Origin of the sequence: Polynucleobacter yangtzensis, from assembly GCF_001595965.1 — a bacterium.
Classification (GTDB): Bacteria; Pseudomonadota; Gammaproteobacteria; order Burkholderiales; family Burkholderiaceae; genus Polynucleobacter; species Polynucleobacter yangtzensis.
In genome coordinates, this window is record NZ_LOJI01000001.1 from 300927 (window position 1) to 318574 (window position 17648).

Sequence of the window (17648 nt, forward strand, 5' to 3'; positions counted from 1 at the left end):
TACTTAGAAATACACCTTTTAGTTTTTAAGATATTTGTAATGTTTTGTTTCACGTGAAACAAACAAAATGCTATGATCATCGCCCTATCTGAGGCAAATCATGCGTTATTCCAAAAATTTCGATGTCATTGTTGTTGGCGGCGGTCACGCCGGGACAGAGGCTGCCCTCGCCTCAGCTCGCATGGGTTGCGATACGCTACTGATTACTCACAGTATTGAAAATTTAGGGGCGATGAGTTGCAATCCCTCCATCGGCGGGATTGGTAAAGGCCATCTAGTAAAAGAGATCGATGCAATGGGTGGTGCGATGGCTGCTGCCACTGACGAAGCCGGCATCCAGTTTCGGATCCTTAATTCAAGTAAAGGCCCTGCAGTTCGGGCCACCCGCGCCCAGGGCGATCGTGTTCTATATAAAGCCGCAATTCGCCGTCGTTTAGAAAACCAACCCAATTTAAGTCTATTTCAAGCTGCTGTTGATGACTTATTGGTAAAGGGCGATGAGGTAAAGGGCGTTGTTACTCAAATGGGCCTGGAGTTTATGGCTAAAAAGGTAGTGCTTACAGCAGGCACCTTTTTGGACGGAAAGATCCACGTTGGATTAAATAATTATGCTGGCGGTCGCGCAGGTGACCCGGCAGCAGTTTCTTTGTCTGCTAGGTTAAAAGAGTTAAAACTTCCTCAGGGCAGACTTAAAACTGGTACCCCACCCCGAATTGACGGCAGAACAATTGATTTCTCGGTAATGCTGGAGCAGCCTGGGGATTTAGACCCTGTTCCGGTGTTTTCGTATTTGGGTCGTCCTGAGCAGCATCCCAAACAGGTTCCTTGTTGGATTTCTCATACGAATGAGAGAACGCATGACATTATTCGAGGCGGCTTAGACCGCTCGCCGATGTATACGGGCGTCATTGAGGGTGTTGGTCCGCGCTACTGCCCTTCCATTGAGGATAAGATTCATCGCTTTGCCTCTAATAGCCATCAGATCTTTTTAGAGCCTGAGGGCTTAACAACCAACGAATTCTATCCAAACGGCATCTCCACTAGCCTGCCTTTTGATGTGCAGTGGGACTTGGTTAGAAGCATTCGGGGTATGGAGTCTGCAGTAATCGTCCGTCCCGGCTATGCCATTGAGTATGACTTCTTTGATCCGCGCCAATTGCGCCATAGTCTAGAGACTAGGGTTATTGGCGGTCTTTACTTTGCGGGTCAGATCAATGGCACCACGGGCTATGAAGAGGCTGCGGCGCAGGGAATGCTGGCCGGCATCAATGCTGGTTTAGCCGCTAAAGGTAAAGAGCCTTGGTTGCCTAAGCGTAGCGAGTCTTACATAGGCGTTTTAGTTGATGATCTGATCACTCGTGGGGTTCAAGAGCCCTATCGCATGTTTACAAGCCGCGCTGAATATCGTTTGAGCTTGCGGGAAGATAACGCTGACATGCGTTTGACTACTATTGGCCGAGAATTGGGTTTGGTCGATGACTATCGCTGGGAAGTGTTTTGCAGAAAACAGGAGGCTGTTTCACGTGAAACATCTCGATTGCAAAATATTTGGGTGGGCCCTAAGAGCGAGGCCGCCCCCTTTGTCTCCCAATTATTAGGGCAAGACCTTTCCCATGAATGTAGTTTGGCTGAGCTTTTGAGGCGCCCAGGTATTACTTATGAGGCAATTACTGCTCTGGGCGATGGAATGTGGGCGCCAGAATCTTTAGATGAAGATCTTGGGCTGGCTGCTCAAATAAGCGACCAGGTAGAGATTTCTGTGAAATATCAGGGCTATATTGAGCGCCAAGCGACCGAAATTGCCCGTCAAGAACACAATGAGACATTTCCTCTCCCAGAATCACTCGATTATTCGCAGGTTGTTGGCTTGTCCAAAGAAGTACAACAAAAGCTTAACCTGCATAAACCAGAAACATTAGGTCAAGCTGGTCGTATTTCAGGCGTAACTCCCGCAGCCCTCTCCCTCTTGTTGGTGCATCTGAAAAAGGGCTTGGGGCGCACTCAAGAAACGCATGAGTGAGGGGCTCCTTGCTTTAGGAATTGAGGATCTTGGCCTCAAATTAAGCGCGACCAATATTGCCGATTTAGAGTTATTTTTACAAGAAATGGGGCGCTGGAACCAGGTCCATAACCTCACAGCAATTGAGGGTGAAAAAGATTCAATACGTCTGCATCTCATTGATTCTATTGCTGTTTTACCTGTTCTTAGGCAGTTTTTAACGGGCCCATCACCCAAGATTGCAGATCTCGGTTCGGGCGGCGGCTTGCCGGCAATTCCGATTGCGATTGTTCAGCCGGAGTGGCAACTTTCTTTGATTGAAGCCATACGTAAAAAGACGGCATTTCTGCAGCATGTGCGCGGAAAGTTAAAGCTAAAAAACATTGAAGTACTTTGTGAGCGAGTAGAAGATGCTGCAGTGCAGCAACCAGGGCAGTTTGATGCAGTTATTTCTCGTGCATTTACCAACCTGGCACGCTTTTTAGATTTGTCATTGCCTTTCCTGAAGCCTGATGGCCTGGTGTTCGCAATGAAGGCTAAGCGTGCAGACGATGAAATGAAAGATGTTTCTATGAAGGAGTGGCGCTTAGTCGCCGATGAACCCCTACATATTCCTAATTTAGCGGTGGAGCGACGCCTTTTGGTGTTGGCCCCCGCGAGAAAATCCACCCTCACCCCTTAAGTAGACCCAAAAGTAGCTATGGCAAAAATATTCTGTATCGCAAATCAAAAAGGTGGCGTTGGTAAGACCACGACTGCTGTTAATTTGGCCGCAGGCTTGGCAGGACTCAAACAGCGGGTTTTGTTAGTTGACTTAGACCCCCAGGGCAATGCAACTATGGGGTCTGGGGTTGAAAAGGCGGATTTAAATACCAGCGTATATCAAGTATTGATTGGTATGGCATCTGTTAAAGAATGTGCACAGCGTTGCGAAAGTTCAGGCTATGACGTATTGCCGGCTAATCGTGATTTAGCTGGCGCTGAAATTGAATTGGTCGATTTAGATTTGCGCGAAGTGCGATTGAAGGATGCGCTTGCACAGGTCGCCGATGACTACGATTTTATTTTGATTGATTGTCCGCCCGCTTTGTCATTGTTAACACTCAATGGATTATGCGCAGCAAACGGCGTGATCGTTCCAATGCAATGTGAATATTTTGCGTTAGAAGGCTTGTCTGATTTGGTTAACACCATCAAACAAGTGCACGCAAATTTAAATCCGGATTTAGTCATCATTGGTTTGTTACGCGTAATGTTTGACGCGCGCATGACATTGCAACAACAAGTCTCTGATCAGTTGCTCGAACACTTCGGCGACAAAGTTTTCAAGTCTATTATTCCGCGCAACGTGCGCTTAGCGGAAGCCCCTTCCTATGGGCTTCCTGGGGTTGCTTTTGACAAGTCATCACGTGGCGCAAAAGCATATTTAGAGTTTGGCGCTGAGATGGTTGAACGCATAAAGCAGATGTAATTTTTAAAGAGAAAATATAGAACATGGTTGCCATTAAGAAAAAAGGTTTGGGTAGAGGGCTTGAGGCCCTGCTTGGAGAAAAAACACAACAAGCCAGCCCATCAACCGACATTAACCGCTTGCCGCTAACAGCGCTTCAAGCAGGCAAATATCAACCACGTCAAAAAATGGAAGCGGGTGCGCTGCAAGAGTTAGCAGAAAGCATTCGCGAACAAGGTGTGATGCAGCCGCTGTTAGTTCGTTTAGTGGCCCCAGGAAAATACGAAATCATTGCAGGTGAAAGACGTTTTCGTGCCGCTACTATTGCCGGCTTAAAAGAGGTTCCTGTTTTAGTTTCTGGTGCAGATGATCAAGCTGCCGCAGCAATGGCCTTGGTCGAAAATATGCAGCGCGAGGACTTAAATCCTCTTGAAGAGTCTCAGGGCTTGGCTCGGTTGATCGAGGAATTTGGCTTTACGCATGAGCAGGCCGCAAAAGCAGTGGGCAAATCCCGCAGCGCCATTACAAATTTGCTGCGCCTTGCCCAGCTGGCAAAGCCAGTTCAGGCCATGCTGCTAGCTGGCGACATAGATATGGGCCACGCCCGTGCGCTACTCCCTCTTCCAGGCTCTAGCCAGGTTGCGTTAGCGCAAAGAATCTCTGCTCAAGGCTTATCGGTCCGTGAGGCCGAAAGAATGACGGCTGCCTTGGTGATTGCTGGCGGCCAAATAGGTGACAAAAAAGCTAAAAGTAAGCCTGGTAGCCCAACAAAGAATGCCGACCCTGATATGCAGCGTTTAACTCAGGAAATAGCAGATTTGATCGGTTTGAGCACGGAATTTAAGCTCAAAGGCAAGGGTGGAGAGCTCAGAATTCGCTTTAGCCAATTCGACGAGCTAGATTCTTTGTTAAAAAAGTTGGGCGTTGAGTCATAAATAGGGGCAAAAAATGTCCCCAAATCCTTTGACATATTGCAGTGCACACATTAAACTTTCGGGGCTAAATTGATTCCTCAAAAAAATCAATTTTCCGAGGCAAATGAGTGGGATGAGCCCGAAGAAGAAGCCATTCGGGTCTACAGCAAGGAAGAGATTGTTGCGTTGCAGCAGAATAATGCAGCAAAGTACCGAGCCCTTTCGCCTTGGAAGATAGTGTTGGCCCAAATGTTGATTACAGCTATCAGCATGGTGTTTTGGTCAATTTTTGGGGAGCCGGTAGGGGTAAGCCTTTATACTCAGTCGGCGTTTTTAGGTGGTTTAATTAGCGTCTTGCCTTCAACCCTGTTTTTAATCAGGTTGGAGTTGGCAAAGAAATCGCAAATATTGAATCCAGGAAGATTTTTAGCGGCATTAGTTTCAGGCGAATTTATCAAAATCGTCGTGACCTTAATGCTGTTTATTGGGATTGCGTATTTAGTCCCAGGCGTGCTTTGGGTCCCTTTATTGGTGACTTACCTGCTTGCCTTGAAGTGTGTTTGGCTGGCGTGGTTGTGGCGCTAAGTAGTGACAATTGAGATTGAAACAAAGGACTAGTTAAGAGATGTCTAGCGAAGTAAACCAAGCCCACGGGGCAGCAGAACAAATGACGCCAACAGCGTACATTTCAGAGCACTTACAAAACCTCAACAATTCAGGTGGACCACAGACGTCCATTATTGATTTCAGCATTATCAATTTAGACACTATTTTTTGGGCATCCCTCATGGGCTTGCTCGCTGTATTTATTTTGTTGATTGCAGCGCGTCGCGCAACCCCAGGTGTGCCAGGTCGTTTCCAGTGCTTCGTTGAAATGATCGTTGAAATGGCAGAGACACAATCTAAGAGTATTGTTCATGGCGATCGTTCCTACATTGCCCCGCTTGCGCTATTTGTGTTCTTTTGGATCATCTTGCTCAACACCTTGGACTTAGTGCCGGTGGATTGGGTTTTGGGAGTAAATCATTTCATTGAAAGTTTTGGCGTGCACGTGCCACACCATAAAGTTGTTCCAACAACTGACCTCAATGCAACGATGGGCATGTCTATGTCCGTCTTGCTCTTAGTTTTCTTTTATAGCTTCAAAGTAAAAGGTTTTGGCGGCTTCTTGCATGAGCTCGTTTCTGCCCCGTTTGGCGCGAAGTGGTACTTGGCCCCATTCAACCTTGCTTTGAACATCATCGAATATCTTGCTAAAGGTGTTTCATTGGGAATGCGACTTTTCGGCAACATGTATGCCGGCGAGTTAGTTTTCTTGTTGATCGCATTGCTAGGTAGTGTGTGGACATTTAATTTAGATTTATCCCTGTTCGGATTGGTGGGCCATGTTATTGCTGGATCAGCTTGGGCCATCTTCCACATTTTGGTTATTTTGTTGCAAGCCTTTATTTTCATGATGTTGACCTTGGTCTACATCGGGCAAGCGCATAGCCATCACTAAGATTTTTATTTTTAACTTATCTCTTTAACTTCAGGAGTCAGCAACATGCAACAATTTCTCGCAAACATTCAAGGTTTCACAGCAATCGCTATCGGCATCATCATCGGCCTCGGCGCGATCGGTGCTTGTTTAGGTATTGCATTGATGGGCGGTAAGTACATCGAAGCTTGTGCACGTCAACCAGAATTGATGGAGCCACTCCAAACTAAGATGTTCCTTTTGGCTGGTTTGATCGACGCTGCGTTCTTGATCGGCGTTGGTGTTGCAATGTTGTTTGCTTTCGCAAACCCACTGCTCGCAGTTATTAAGTAATTGTTTTGGCGTGGATGACCAGCGGGTCATCCAACTGTTCTCAACAATACTGAAAGGAATATCGTGAATCTGAACGCGACCCTATTCGCGCAAATGATCGTTTTCTTCGTCTTATGGTGGGTTGTTGCACGCTTTGTGTGGCCACCACTTGTTAAGGCGTTAGATGAGCGTTCAAGCAAAATTGCTGATGGTTTAGCTGCTGCCGAGCGCGGTAAAGAAGCACTCGCATTAGCCAGCAATGAAGCTGAGCAAGAATTAACTAAAGCACGCCAAGAAGGTGTTCAACGTGTTGCCGAAGCTGAAAAACGTGCACAAATGTCAGCCGATGAAATTCGTGCTAACGCACAAGCTGAAGCGGCTCGAATCATTTCTCAAGCTAAGCAAGACGCAGATCAACAAGTAACGCGCGCTCGTGAAGTGCTGCGTGCTGAAGTTGCTGTTCTCGCTGTTAAAGGCGCTGAGCAAATTTTGCGTCGTGAGATTGATGCAAAAGCCCACGGCCAATTGCTTGATCAACTAAAGGCAGAACTTTGATATGGCTGATTTAGCCACTATTGCACGTCCTTATGCGGAAGCGCTTTTTCAAAGCGCCAAGCCAGCTGAGCTTGCTGGTTGTTTGGAGCAGTTAAACGAATTGGCACAGCTTGCTGCTTTGCCAGAAGTTGCTGCTTTGTCAAACAATCCAAAAGTATCCGCTGATGATTTAAGTAAGTTACTTTCTGGCATGGTTAAGACCAAGCTAGATGGCAAGGTTGCCAGCTTTTTAAATCTTGTAAATCAAAACCACCGCTTAGCAGCAGTCCCTGAAATTGCACAGCAATTTGAAGCAATGAAGAACAAGAGCGAAGGCGCAGCAGAAGTAAACATTACCAGCGCATTCCCTTTAGAGGGTTCTGCGTTAAATGATTTGTTGTCAAGTTTGAAGAAGCGCTTTGGGGGTAAAGAATTGCGCCCAACTATTCAAGTTGACCCAACATTGATTGGCGGAGTTCGCATTCAAGTTGGTGATGAAGTAATGGATAGTTCAGTTAAGGCCCAGTTAGCTCAAATGCAAGCAAGTCTTGGCGCATAAGTGATCCCGATTAAGAACATACGAAATAAGACCCAGGAGTAAGTAATGCAACTCAACCCTTCCGAGATCAGCGAGCTGATCAAAAGCCGAATTAGCGAATTGGGCGTTGACTCCCAAGTTCGCAACGAAGGCACTGTTATTTCAGTGACCGACGGTATTTGCCGCGTACATGGCTTGTCAGGCGTTATGCAGGGCGAAATGTTGGAGTTTCCAAACAACACTATCGGCCTCGCGCTAAACCTTGAGCGTGATTCTGTTGGTGCCGTAGTGTTGGGTGAATACACCCACATTAAAGAAGGCGACCCAGTTAAGTGTACTGGCCGCATTTTGGAAGTTCCAGTTGGCCCAGAGTTGCTCGGTCGCGTTGTAAACGCGCTCGGTCAACCGATTGATGGCAAAGGCCCAATCAACACTAAGTTAACTGACTTTATTGAAAAAGTTGCTCCTGGCGTTATCGCACGTCAATCTGTTAGCCAGCCAGTACAAACTGGTTTGAAGGCGATTGATGCGATGGTTCCAATTGGCCGTGGTCAGCGTGAGTTGATCATTGGCGACCGCCAAACTGGTAAGACAGCTGTTGCGGTTGATGCGATCATTAACCAAAAAGGTAAAGGCGTTTATTGCGTTTACGTGGCGATCGGTCAAAAAGCTTCTACTATTGCTAACGTTGTTCGCAAGCTCACAGAATTGGGCGCGATGGAGTACACCGTGGTTGTTGCAGCGAGTGCTTCTGAGTCTGCAGCGATGCAGTACCTCTCTGCTTACGCAGGTTGCACCATGGGCGAATACTTCCGCGATCGCGGCGAAGATGCTTTGATTGTTTACGATGACTTGACTAAGCAAGCGGTTGCTTATCGTCAAATCTCCTTGTTGCTCCGCCGCCCACCAGGCCGCGAAGCTTATCCTGGCGACGTGTTCTACCTCCACTCACGCTTGCTTGAGCGCGCTGCTCGTGTAAATGCTGAGTATGTTGAAAAGTTCACTAACGGCGCAGTAAAAGGCAAAACTGGTTCTTTAACTGCATTGCCAATTATTGAAACTCAAGCTGGCGACGTTTCTGCATTCGTTCCAACCAACGTAATTTCTATTACTGACGGTCAGATCTTCTTGGAAACCGACTTGTTTAACGCTGGTATACGTCCTGCGATTAACGCTGGTATTTCTGTATCCCGCGTTGGTGGTGCTGCACAAACTAAAGTCATTAAGAAATTGTCTGGCGGTATTCGTACTGACTTGGCGCAATATCGTGAATTGGCAGCGTTTGCTCAGTTCGCATCTGATCTTGACGAAGCAACCCGCAAGCAGCTCGAGCGTGGTCGCCGCGTTACTGAATTGTGTAAGCAAGCTCAATACAAGCCACTCCAAGTTTGGGAAATGGCCGCTTCACTCTACGCTGTGAACAACGGCTACTTCGATGACCTCGAAGTGAAGAACGTATTGGCCTTCGAAAAAGGTTTGCAAGATCATTTGAAATCTAAATACGCTGACTTAGTTGCGCGTATTGAAGAAACCAAAGACTTGAGCAAAGATGACGAAGCTGCTTTGCGCGCTGCTATTGAGGATTACAAGCGTTCTGCCTCTTTCTAAGAGGGCTCGCATAAATCATGGCAAGCACAAAAGAGATACGATCTAAGATCAAGAGCGTGCAAAACACGCGCAAGATCACGAAGGCAATGGAAATGGTCGCCGCATCCAAGATGCGTCGCGCCCAGGAGCGCATGCGTAATGCGCGCCCATATGCTGAAAAAATTCGTGAGATTGTTGCCAATCTTTCTAAAGCAAATCCTGAGTTCCGCCCTGCTTACATGGCAACTCGTGAAGTGAAGAAGGTTGGCACGATTTTGGTTACGACAGACAAAGGCTTGTGCGGCGGTTTAAATACCAACGTCTTGCGTTTGATTGCTAACCAAGTGCGCGATTTGCAAGAAAACAATATTGAGATTGCGTACACCGCAATTGGTTCAAAAGGCCTGCAATTTTTGAATCGCTCAAAAGCAAAACTTATTTCTCAAACAATTCAAATTGGCGATACGCCGCATTTGGATGTTTTGATTGGTGCGATTACTGCCCAGTTGGAAGCGTTTGAGCGTGGCGAGATTGATGCTGTTTATTTGGCATACACCCGCTTTGTAAATGCAATGAAACAAGAGCCTGTTTTAGAAAAGCTCTTGCCCTTGGAGGCAGAAGCTTTGACTCCAGAAGAGCAAACAGGCAATTCTTGGGATTACATCTACGAACCTGACGCAGAGTCCATTTTGAATGGCCTGCTTAAGCGTTACGTTGAAGCAATGATTTATCAGGCGGTTGCTGAAAACATGGCTTCTGAGCAGTCTGCACGTATGGTCTCAATGAAGGCCGCTTCAGATAATGCGAAGAACGTAATTGGCGAATTGCAATTGGATTACAACAAGACACGACAAGCTGCTATTACCAAAGAGTTGTCAGAGATTGTTGGCGGAGCGGCTGCGGTTTAAGCGGTCAGCGTTTAGGAATACGAAAGAATTCAGGAATTAAAAGCGGAGAAATGCGATGAGTAACGGAAATATCGTGCAGTGTATCGGTCCAGTGGTGGACATTCAGTTCCCACGCGACAAAATGCCAAACATTTATGATGCATTGACATTAGTCGAAAGCGGCGAAAAATCATTTGCCGAAAAAGGTTTGACCTTTGAAGTTCAGCAACAAATTGGTGACGGCGTAGTTCGCGCTATTGCCATGGGTGCGAGCGATGGTTTGCGCCGCGGTATGGAAGTGAAATCTACGGGCAAGCCAATTTCTGTACCAGTTGGTCCAGCAACTTTGGGCCGCATCATGGACGTTTTGGGTCGCCCAATTGACGACGCAGGTCCGATCGCTACTGAAGAGCGTCGCGCTATTCACCAGCCAGCGCCTAAGTTTGATGAGCTATCACCTTCTGTTGACTTGCTCGAAACCGGTATTAAGGTTATTGACTTAGTTTGCCCGTTCGCTAAAGGCGGTAAGGTTGGCTTGTTCGGTGGTGCGGGTGTTGGTAAGACCGTAAACATGATGGAATTGATTAACAACATCGCTAAGCAGCACTCAGGTTTGTCAGTGTTTGCCGGTGTTGGTGAGCGTACTCGTGAAGGTAATGACTTCTACCACGAGATGAAAGAATCTAACGTTATCGACAAAGTGGCGATGGTGTTTGGTCAGATGAACGAACCTCCAGGCAACCGTTTGCGCGTTGCGTTGACTGGTTTGACAATGGCTGAAGCATTCCGTGACGAAGGTCGTGACATTTTGTTCTTCGTTGACAATATCTACCGTTACACATTGGCTGGTACTGAAGTTTCTGCGTTGCTCGGTCGTATGCCTTCTGCTGTGGGTTACCAACCTACATTGGCTGAAGAGATGGGTAAATTGCAAGAGCGTATTACTTCTACTAAGACTGGTTCTGTTACATCTATTCAGGCCGTTTACGTTCCTGCGGATGACTTGACCGATCCGTCACCAGCTACAACCTTCTTGCACTTAGACTCCACAGTTGTGTTGTCACGTGACATCGCTGCATTGGGTATTTACCCGGCTGTTGATCCATTGGATTCAACCAGCCGTCAGCTCGACCCACAAGTGGTTGGTCAAGAGCACTATGAAGTTGCTCGTGACGTACAGATGACATTGCAGCGCTACAAAGAATTGCGCGACATTATTGCGATTTTGGGTATGGACGAATTGTCTCCAGAAGACAAATTGGCTGTATCACGTGCTCGTAAGATTCAACGTTTCTTGTCCCAGCCTTTCCACGTTGCTGAAGTGTTTACTGGTTCACCAGGCAAATACGTTCCATTGAAAGAAACTATCCGTGGTTTCAAAATGATCTGTAGCGGCGAATTGGATCACTTGCCTGAGCAAGCGTTCTACATGGTGGGTTCAATTGATGAGGCCATCGAGAAAGCCAAGAAGCTTTAATCTAGGGAAATTATGTCAACCATACGCGTCGATGTAGTAAGTGCTGAGCAGTCTATTTTCAGCGGGGAAGCCAAGTTTGTTGCGCTTCCTGGCGAAAGTGGTGAGCTCGGCATTTTGCGCGGCCACACTCCTTTGATTACACGTATTCGTCCAGGCTCAGTTCGTATTGAAAAAGCTGATGGTGACGAAGAGTTTGTTTTCGTAGCAGGTGGCTATTTAGAGGTTCAGCCAGATCACGTTACTGTATTAGCAGATACTGCTATTCGCGGTCATGATCTTGATGAAGCTAAAGCAATTGAAGCCAAGAAACGTGCCGAAGAAGCGATGCAAAATCGTGGCACTGACTTTGATTTGGCCTTGGCTCAGTCTGAGTTTGCAATGGCAGCTGCGCAGTTGGCTGCAATTGCTCGTTTCCGTCGTAAAAAGTAATAGCCGGTCATCTCCTTGCTGTTAAATGATCGGTTTTTAAAGGCCTGCCTGGGCGAAGCGGTTGACCAAACACCGCTTTGGCTCATGCGCCAAGCCGGCCGCTATCTCCCTGAATACAACGCCACACGCGCTAGAGCCGGAAGTTTTCTAGGGCTCGCAAAAAATCCTGCCTATGCTACTGAAGTAACTCTTCAGCCTTTGGATCGCTATCCATTGGATGCGGCTATTTTGTTTTCCGATATTTTGACCATTCCCGATGCAATGGGATTGGGTCTGAAATTTACGGCTGGCGAAGGCCCAAGCTTTGAGTACCCTCTTCGCACAGAAGAAGCGGTTAAGAAATTACGTGTAGCAGACATGGATCAGCTCAAATATGTTTTTGATGCTGTCTCTGAAATTCGCAAAGCATTGATGCAAGATGGTAAGCAACGCGTCCCATTGATAGGCTTCTCCGGAAGCCCATGGACATTGGCTTGCTACATGATTGATGGCTCTAGTGCTGATGATTTTCGTCATGCTAAAACCATGATGTTTAGTCGCCCTGACTTAATGCAACATATCTTGGATATCAATGCACAATCTGTTGCTGCTTATTTAATTGAGCAAGTAAAGGCAGGCGCTCAAGCACTCATGATTTTTGATACCTGGGGTGGCATGCTTCCAGATGGGTGGTATCAAAAGATGTCTTTGGCGTCTATGCAAAAAGTGATTGCTATGTTGCCACGCGAGCATGAAGGCAGAAAAATTCCTGTGATCATGTTTACTAAAGGTGGCGCAATTTGGCTCAATGACATGGCGCAAGTTGGTGCTGACGTGATTGCAATTGATTGGACAATGTCACTTAGTCGCGCAAGAAAACAATTGCTCGCCTTGAACAAGCCGTTGGCATTGCAAGGCAATCTAGATCCGCTAATTCTGTTCGCAGAGCCAAAACAAATCGCGGAACAAGCAAGCCTTCTTCTTGAAGATTTGGCGAGCGCACCGGCCCTTAAACCCGGTTTACATCCTTTGGATGGCCATGTGTTTAATTTGGGCCACGGCATTTCTCAGTTCACCCCTCCTGAGAGCGTCACTGCACTGGCTGAAGCTGTCATTAATCGCTCTAGGGCGCTCAGGGCAAAGTCGTAATACTGAGTGATCGCTAACTTGCCGCTAAAATTTTTAGCGGCAAGTTATGCACAGTTAGCAACAAATTTCGAAATTCAGTGAGATTGCGATTAAAGATGAAAATTCACTTTCGAATATCTCTATAAGCGATTGATAAATATAAGAAATTACCAAAAAGCTTTAAAAGGGTGCAAAAACGGAAAGCTGATAAATTAGTTTATAAATCAGAATCCTTGGATGATATCCACAGACTTATCCACAAGCTAAATAAGAAATCAGACGTAATTCATGGCCCCTCCAATCGTTGTTCAGGTCGTCGTTGACAAGCCCCTTGCCCAGGGCTTTGACTACTTGTGGGATGAGGAGTTACTAGGCAGCCCGCCAACTATTGGTGTGCTGGTAGAGGTTCCCTTTGGGCGCAGCTCGCTTGTTGGGATCGTTATTAAAGTAAGTGCTCACTCTGATTATGAGCTCGATAAATTAAAAAGTGTTTCTAGGTTTGCCCCGCTGCCCCCATTAGACCCCGCAGCTCTGCGCTTGATGAACTTTGCAAGCCAGTATTACATCCACGCCCTTGGGGAAACCATTATTCCCACTATTCCGCAGATGTGGAAAAAGCCGGATGACTGGGAAAAAATTCCAAAAAAGTTAGTAGCTGCCGAAGAAAAGCAAAAGAAAAAAACCAAACAAGAAGCTGTTGAGGGATATGTCGATGAAGGCAATTTAAACGAAGGACAAAAACTTGCGTTAGAAAAATTACGTGCCTGCCCTTCGAATGAATTCAAGGCAATTCTTTTGCAAGGACAAACAGGTAGCGGAAAGACTGCGGTATTTTTAAATTGGCTCAGTGGAATTTTGGATGACGTAAATGCACAAGCATTACTCCTGGTTCCTGAAATAAATTTAACGCCACAATTAGAGCGCAGAGTGCGCGCGTATTTCCCAGATAAAAAAATGGTTGTACTTCACAGTGGCGTTAGTGAAAAGGTTAGAGGAATTGCATGGCACGAAGCAATGACTGGCAAAGCACAAATCATTTTGGGCACACGCTTGGCAGCATTAACACCCCTGCCCAACTTACGCGCTATCGTTGTAGATGAGGAACATGACCAATCCTATAAACAGCAAGATGGCATTCGTTATTCTGCGCGCGACCTTGCTGTTTGGCGTGCTCATGACCTTAAAGTGCCAATCTTGTTAGCATCTGCCACGCCATCGCTTGAAACATGGATGGCTGCTAAGGCGGGACGCTATGAGTACATTCGCTTAGATCAGCGCGCACAAGGGGCAAGTCTTCCCAAGGTGCATTTGGTGAACACACGTGATCCACAAACACAATTTAGCCCTGGCGATGTAGAGAAGCCAAAGTCTAAAAGCCTAATTACTAAAAAGCTTGCACATGCAGTCACTCAGAATTTAGAAAAACAGCAGCAAAGCCTCATACTCATCAATAGACGTGGTTATGCACCCGTGTTGAGTTGCAGTGCCTGCTCATGGCTATCTAAATGTGAGCAATGTAGTTCATATATGGTGCTTCATAAGGCTGGTGCTTTGGCCAGAAAATCAGTTTTGAGTTGCCATCACTGCGGCCTGGCTAAGAGCATCCCGAATCATTGCCCTGAGTGCGGCAATGCTGATCTCAAGACCCTAGGGCAAGGCACCCAAAAGATTGAAGACTCTATTGAAGAGATGTGGCCAAGCGCCAGAGTGTTGCGAGTGGATACGGATTCAAGTAGAAAGAGTAAAGGTGCTGAAGAGCTCTTTCAGGAAATACACCAGGGAAATGTTGATATCGTTGTTGGTACCCAAATGATCGCCAAGGGGCACGATTATCAAAATATTGGCTTGGTTGGCGTATTGGACGCCGATAGCAGATTGTTTTCACAGGACTTTAGAGCTGCAGAAAGATTGTTTGCGCAACTAGTCCAAGTAGCTGGTCGTGCAGGAAGATCGGGTAAAGATGGAGAAACGGGTGGCGCAATTTATATCGAAACCCAATTTCCAGAGGCTGCAGTTTTTCAGTTTCTACTGCGTCATGACGTCGATGGATTTTTATCCTATACGGCAAATGAAAGAAAAGAAGCTGGCTTGCCTCCATTTGCGTATCAGGCATTAGTTCATGCCGAGGCCAAAAGTCTTGATAAGGCAATCCAGTTTTTGAGCGCTTTGAAGGGCTATTTAAAGTCTAGCGGCCTTATAGCTAAAGGGCTCAGAGTCTACGACCCCGTTCCCAAGGCGATGATGCGGGTGGCAGGTTCAGAGCGTGCCCAGCTCCTGGTGGAGTCTGATGATCGTAAAAATCTACAAGAAATTTTAGAGGCGATGGACCGCTATTTGCGGGAGAATTCTCAGGGGCGCATTAGCAAGGAAGGCCGCATTCGTTGGCTCATTGAGCGCGACCCAATTTCTATCTAATTTTTAAGCCCCGGGGCCTGCGTTATATGTTTCTAAAGTTAAGAGTTGGCTTAAATCAGAGGCAAGACTGTCATCAGATGTAGGTTTGATTTTAAAAAGCCACACACCATAAGGTTTTTCATTTACAAGCTCAGGTGATGCATCTACCTCATCATTGAGCGCAACAATTTCACCGCTCACTGGAGCATGAATATCGCTCGCTGCTTTTACTGATTCAATCACTGCAATGGCTTCGCCCTGCTTTACTTGTTGACCAAGCTTTGGTGCCTGAAAGAACATGACATCACCAAGAGCCTCTTGGGCGTGGTTACTAATGCCAACCCAGATTAGGCCATCATCTTCCTGATCGGCCCATTCGTGGGTTTCTGCAAATTTAAAAGTATCTTGGCTGTTCATTGTTTTATCCTTTGAGTGCATTTTATGCCCACTCTCATAAAATGTTTATCCATCAAATTATGAGTTTAGCCACCATACATATATGCCAATCAAATTAGGAATTGTTCCTGTTACCCCTTATGAACAAAATTGCTCCATCTTGGTTTGCCAAGAGACTGGCGATGCTGCGGTGGTGGATCCGGGTGGTGATATTGAAAAGATCCTCGAAGGCGTTAAGCAGATGGGCGGAAACGTAAAAAAGATCTTACTAACCCATGGGCATCTTGATCATTGCGCAGCCGCCAAAGACTTGGCTGATCTGCTTGGTGTGCCTATTGAGGGGCCGCAGGAAGATGAGCGATTTTGGATTGATCAATTACCAGAGCAAACAGTGCGCTTTGGTTTTGGACACGCCAAAGTTTTTGAGCCTGATCGTTGGTTGAATAATGGCGATCATGTAAAAGTTGGCAATGTTGATTTGGAGGTGTTTCATTGTCCAGGACACACTCCAGGTCACGTAGTATTTTTTGACAAAGAAGATCGTTTGGCAATTGTTGGTGATGTCTTATTCGCTGGTTCAATTGGCAGGACAGACTTTCCGCGCGGCAACCATGCGGATTTAATTCATGCGATTAAAACTAAATTGTGGCCCTTGGGGGATGATGTTCAGTTTGTACCGGGCCATGGACCAATGTCGACATTTGGTCAGGAGCGAAAAACGAATCCCTATGTTGGGGATCGCGCTTGAAACTTTTTACAACTAGGGATATTAGGTTTTTGCTGAACCGGTACGATGTGTACGGTTGTATAAACAGCTAGCGCAAATCCAGCGTTGCTTACGATTGCTTGTTGGAATCCATGTGCCCCCCTCGAGTCGTTTTTCACGGCTGCAAGAAGAGCAAAATTTAAGGCTCTGAGAGGTTTCTTGGGTAGCTGCTGGAGTCGAGGTAGTCATGGGCAATCCGGGTAAGGCAAGTCTATACAGAATAACTATTTTACCCGTTTTGTCCCACTGGAGCTGGGCTGAGCACAACTCGGACTGAATCGGCCGTTTTATTGCCGTCAAAGTCTAGCCAAGCCTTGTTTTCAAAGTCATAAAGCTTGCACTTGCGCGCAGTATCGAAATACCAGCCCCAAGAGAACTTTTGTACAAAAATACGCTCTGGAAGGATGGTTTCAAGAGTCTGCTGGGCTTCTGGCAGGCGATAAAGCGGTACGCTCATGTCCACATGGTGCGCTGTGTGCTCCATGATGTGGTGCATCAATTTGCCCCAAATCCAGTTAAAGGTCAGATGAACAGTAGTTGAGACGAATGGCTGAGCACGTAACCACTCAGATTTTTTGTCGTACCAAGAGACTTTTGGATGGGTATGGTGTACGTAGACCACAAAACCAATCATGCCGTTCCAGAATAAGAATGGAACTGCAAAGCCAGTGATTAAACCAATCCAAATAGATTGACCAGTGGCAATGGCGCCAGCAATTAAACAAGCTATCCAAACAATCGCAAATGCGGTAACGAGCAAATTATCTTTTAGGAAAATTGGGCGATCACCAGGTTTATTTTTAGCATTTGGGAAGTACTCGCGTCTCCACCAAATTTCAATTAAGTAATAGAAAACAGGGCCCCAGCCGCTACGATAAAGACGCTCCAAAGCCTTACGCCATGGAGGAAGCGCGTCGTATTCTGATTTTGATAAAGGCGCCCAAACAAAGTCAAAGCCCTTCAGATTTGTTTGTCCGTGATGCACAACGTTATGACCAACATCCCACAAGCTATATGGTGTGAGTGAAGGCAAGAAAGCAATGCGACCCAACACTTTGTTAAGTTCGCGATTGGGGGTGTAGCTTTGGTGACATGCATCATGACCCAAAATAAAGATGCGTCCTGTTACAAAGCCTGCGATCACACCAAAAACGATTTTTAGCAAAATGCTTTCAACAAATATGGTTCCAGCGATACAGCCAAGCCATAAAAGGGCATCTACTACTAGGAGCATGATTGCACGCCCTGTTTCGCCTTGTGCCATTGGAATTAACCAGCTTCGAATGATTTTTCGATGCGGTAATGGTGCCTCTGGCGGCAACGGGTTAGTCAAAGAAGGCTCTGAGAGGGCGGAATTTAGATGTGTAGACACGATAAG

The 17648-nt window shown here is 46.5% G+C and carries 18 protein-coding genes; 16 read left to right on the forward strand and 2 right to left on the reverse strand.

The features are described 5' to 3' along the window. The first annotated feature begins 100 nt into the window (after positions 1–100). The 15 genes from mnmG to priA all read left to right on the forward strand — a co-directional run bounded on the left by mnmG (position 101) and on the right by priA (position 15129). Complete coding sequence (gene mnmG / locus JaK3_RS01555; RefSeq protein WP_068320044.1) at positions 101–2020, forward strand: tRNA uridine-5-carboxymethylaminomethyl(34) synthesis enzyme MnmG; 1920 nt, start codon at positions 101–103, stop codon at positions 2018–2020. After that, on the forward strand, positions 2013–2681 hold the full coding sequence (rsmG, locus tag JaK3_RS01560) for a 16S rRNA (guanine(527)-N(7))-methyltransferase RsmG (RefSeq protein WP_068320046.1): 669 nt from the start codon (positions 2013–2015) through the stop codon (positions 2679–2681). The genes mnmG and rsmG overlap by 8 nt, the downstream gene beginning before the upstream one ends. An 18-nt stretch (positions 2682–2699) precedes the next feature. After that, positions 2700–3470 carry a ParA family protein gene (locus tag JaK3_RS01565; protein WP_068320049.1) on the forward strand — a complete coding sequence of 257 codons (771 nt, stop codon included), beginning with the start codon at positions 2700–2702 and terminating at the stop codon, positions 3468–3470. A gap of 23 nt (positions 3471–3493) precedes the next feature. Next, positions 3494–4384: a ParB/RepB/Spo0J family partition protein gene (locus tag JaK3_RS01570; RefSeq protein ID WP_068320051.1), complete on the forward strand. Its 891-nt coding sequence runs from the start codon at positions 3494–3496 to the stop codon at positions 4382–4384. 69 nt (positions 4385–4453) lie between these two features. After that, positions 4454–4948 (forward strand): ATP synthase subunit I, encoded by a 495-nt coding sequence (locus JaK3_RS01575; protein WP_068320053.1) that lies wholly within the window; start codon positions 4454–4456, stop codon positions 4946–4948. A 40-nt stretch (positions 4949–4988) separates the two neighbouring features. Continuing rightward, positions 4989–5864, forward strand: a complete 876-nt coding sequence (gene atpB / locus JaK3_RS01580) for a F0F1 ATP synthase subunit A (protein WP_068320055.1) — start codon at positions 4989–4991, stop codon at positions 5862–5864. A 45-nt stretch (positions 5865–5909) separates the two neighbouring features. Further along, complete coding sequence (atpE, locus tag JaK3_RS01585; protein ID WP_012357116.1) at positions 5910–6176, forward strand: F0F1 ATP synthase subunit C; 267 nt, start codon at positions 5910–5912, stop codon at positions 6174–6176. Between the two features lie 63 nt (positions 6177–6239). Further along, a complete protein-coding gene (locus tag JaK3_RS01590; protein ID WP_068320057.1) occupies positions 6240–6710 on the forward strand; it encodes a F0F1 ATP synthase subunit B in 471 nt (156 codons plus the stop codon). A gap of 1 nt (position 6711) precedes the next feature. Continuing rightward, positions 6712–7248: a F0F1 ATP synthase subunit delta gene (locus JaK3_RS01595; RefSeq protein WP_068320059.1), complete on the forward strand. Its 537-nt coding sequence runs from the start codon at positions 6712–6714 to the stop codon at positions 7246–7248. Positions 7249–7293: 45 nt separating this feature from the next. Next, positions 7294–8835, forward strand: a complete 1542-nt coding sequence (gene atpA, locus JaK3_RS01600; protein ID WP_068320061.1) for a F0F1 ATP synthase subunit alpha — start codon at positions 7294–7296, stop codon at positions 8833–8835. 17 nt (positions 8836–8852) lie between these two features. After that, on the forward strand, positions 8853–9722 hold the full coding sequence (gene atpG / locus JaK3_RS01605; protein ID WP_068320063.1) for a F0F1 ATP synthase subunit gamma: 870 nt from the start codon (positions 8853–8855) through the stop codon (positions 9720–9722). A gap of 55 nt (positions 9723–9777) precedes the next feature. After that, complete coding sequence (atpD, locus tag JaK3_RS01610) at positions 9778–11178, forward strand: F0F1 ATP synthase subunit beta (RefSeq protein ID WP_011901874.1); 1401 nt, start codon at positions 9778–9780, stop codon at positions 11176–11178. Between the two features lie 12 nt (positions 11179–11190). After that, on the forward strand, positions 11191–11607 hold the full coding sequence (locus tag JaK3_RS01615) for a F0F1 ATP synthase subunit epsilon (RefSeq protein ID WP_068320066.1): 417 nt from the start codon (positions 11191–11193) through the stop codon (positions 11605–11607). 9 nt (positions 11608–11616) lie between these two features. Further along, a complete protein-coding gene (gene hemE, locus JaK3_RS01620) occupies positions 11617–12735 on the forward strand; it encodes a uroporphyrinogen decarboxylase (RefSeq protein ID WP_068320067.1) in 1119 nt (372 codons plus the stop codon). A 267-nt stretch (positions 12736–13002) separates the two neighbouring features. Next, on the forward strand, positions 13003–15129 hold the full coding sequence (gene priA / locus JaK3_RS01625; protein WP_068320069.1) for a replication restart helicase PriA: 2127 nt from the start codon (positions 13003–13005) through the stop codon (positions 15127–15129). 3 nt (positions 15130–15132) lie between these two features. Here priA and gcvH read toward each other — a convergent pair whose 3' ends face one another. Further along, positions 15133–15525: a glycine cleavage system protein GcvH gene (gene gcvH / locus JaK3_RS01630; RefSeq protein WP_068320663.1), complete on the reverse strand. Its 393-nt coding sequence runs from the start codon at positions 15523–15525 to the stop codon at positions 15133–15135. Positions 15526–15607: 82 nt separating this feature from the next. Between gcvH and JaK3_RS01635 the strand changes: the two genes are divergently transcribed. Further along, positions 15608–16252 carry an MBL fold metallo-hydrolase gene (locus JaK3_RS01635; protein ID WP_420865678.1) on the forward strand — a complete coding sequence of 215 codons (645 nt, stop codon included), beginning with the start codon at positions 15608–15610 and terminating at the stop codon, positions 16250–16252. A gap of 247 nt (positions 16253–16499) precedes the next feature. Here the strand turns inward: JaK3_RS01635 and JaK3_RS01640 are convergent, their stop codons facing one another. Further along, a complete protein-coding gene (locus JaK3_RS01640; protein ID WP_068320670.1) occupies positions 16500–17642 on the reverse strand; it encodes a fatty acid desaturase in 1143 nt (380 codons plus the stop codon). Positions 17643–17648: the final 6 nt, after the last annotated feature.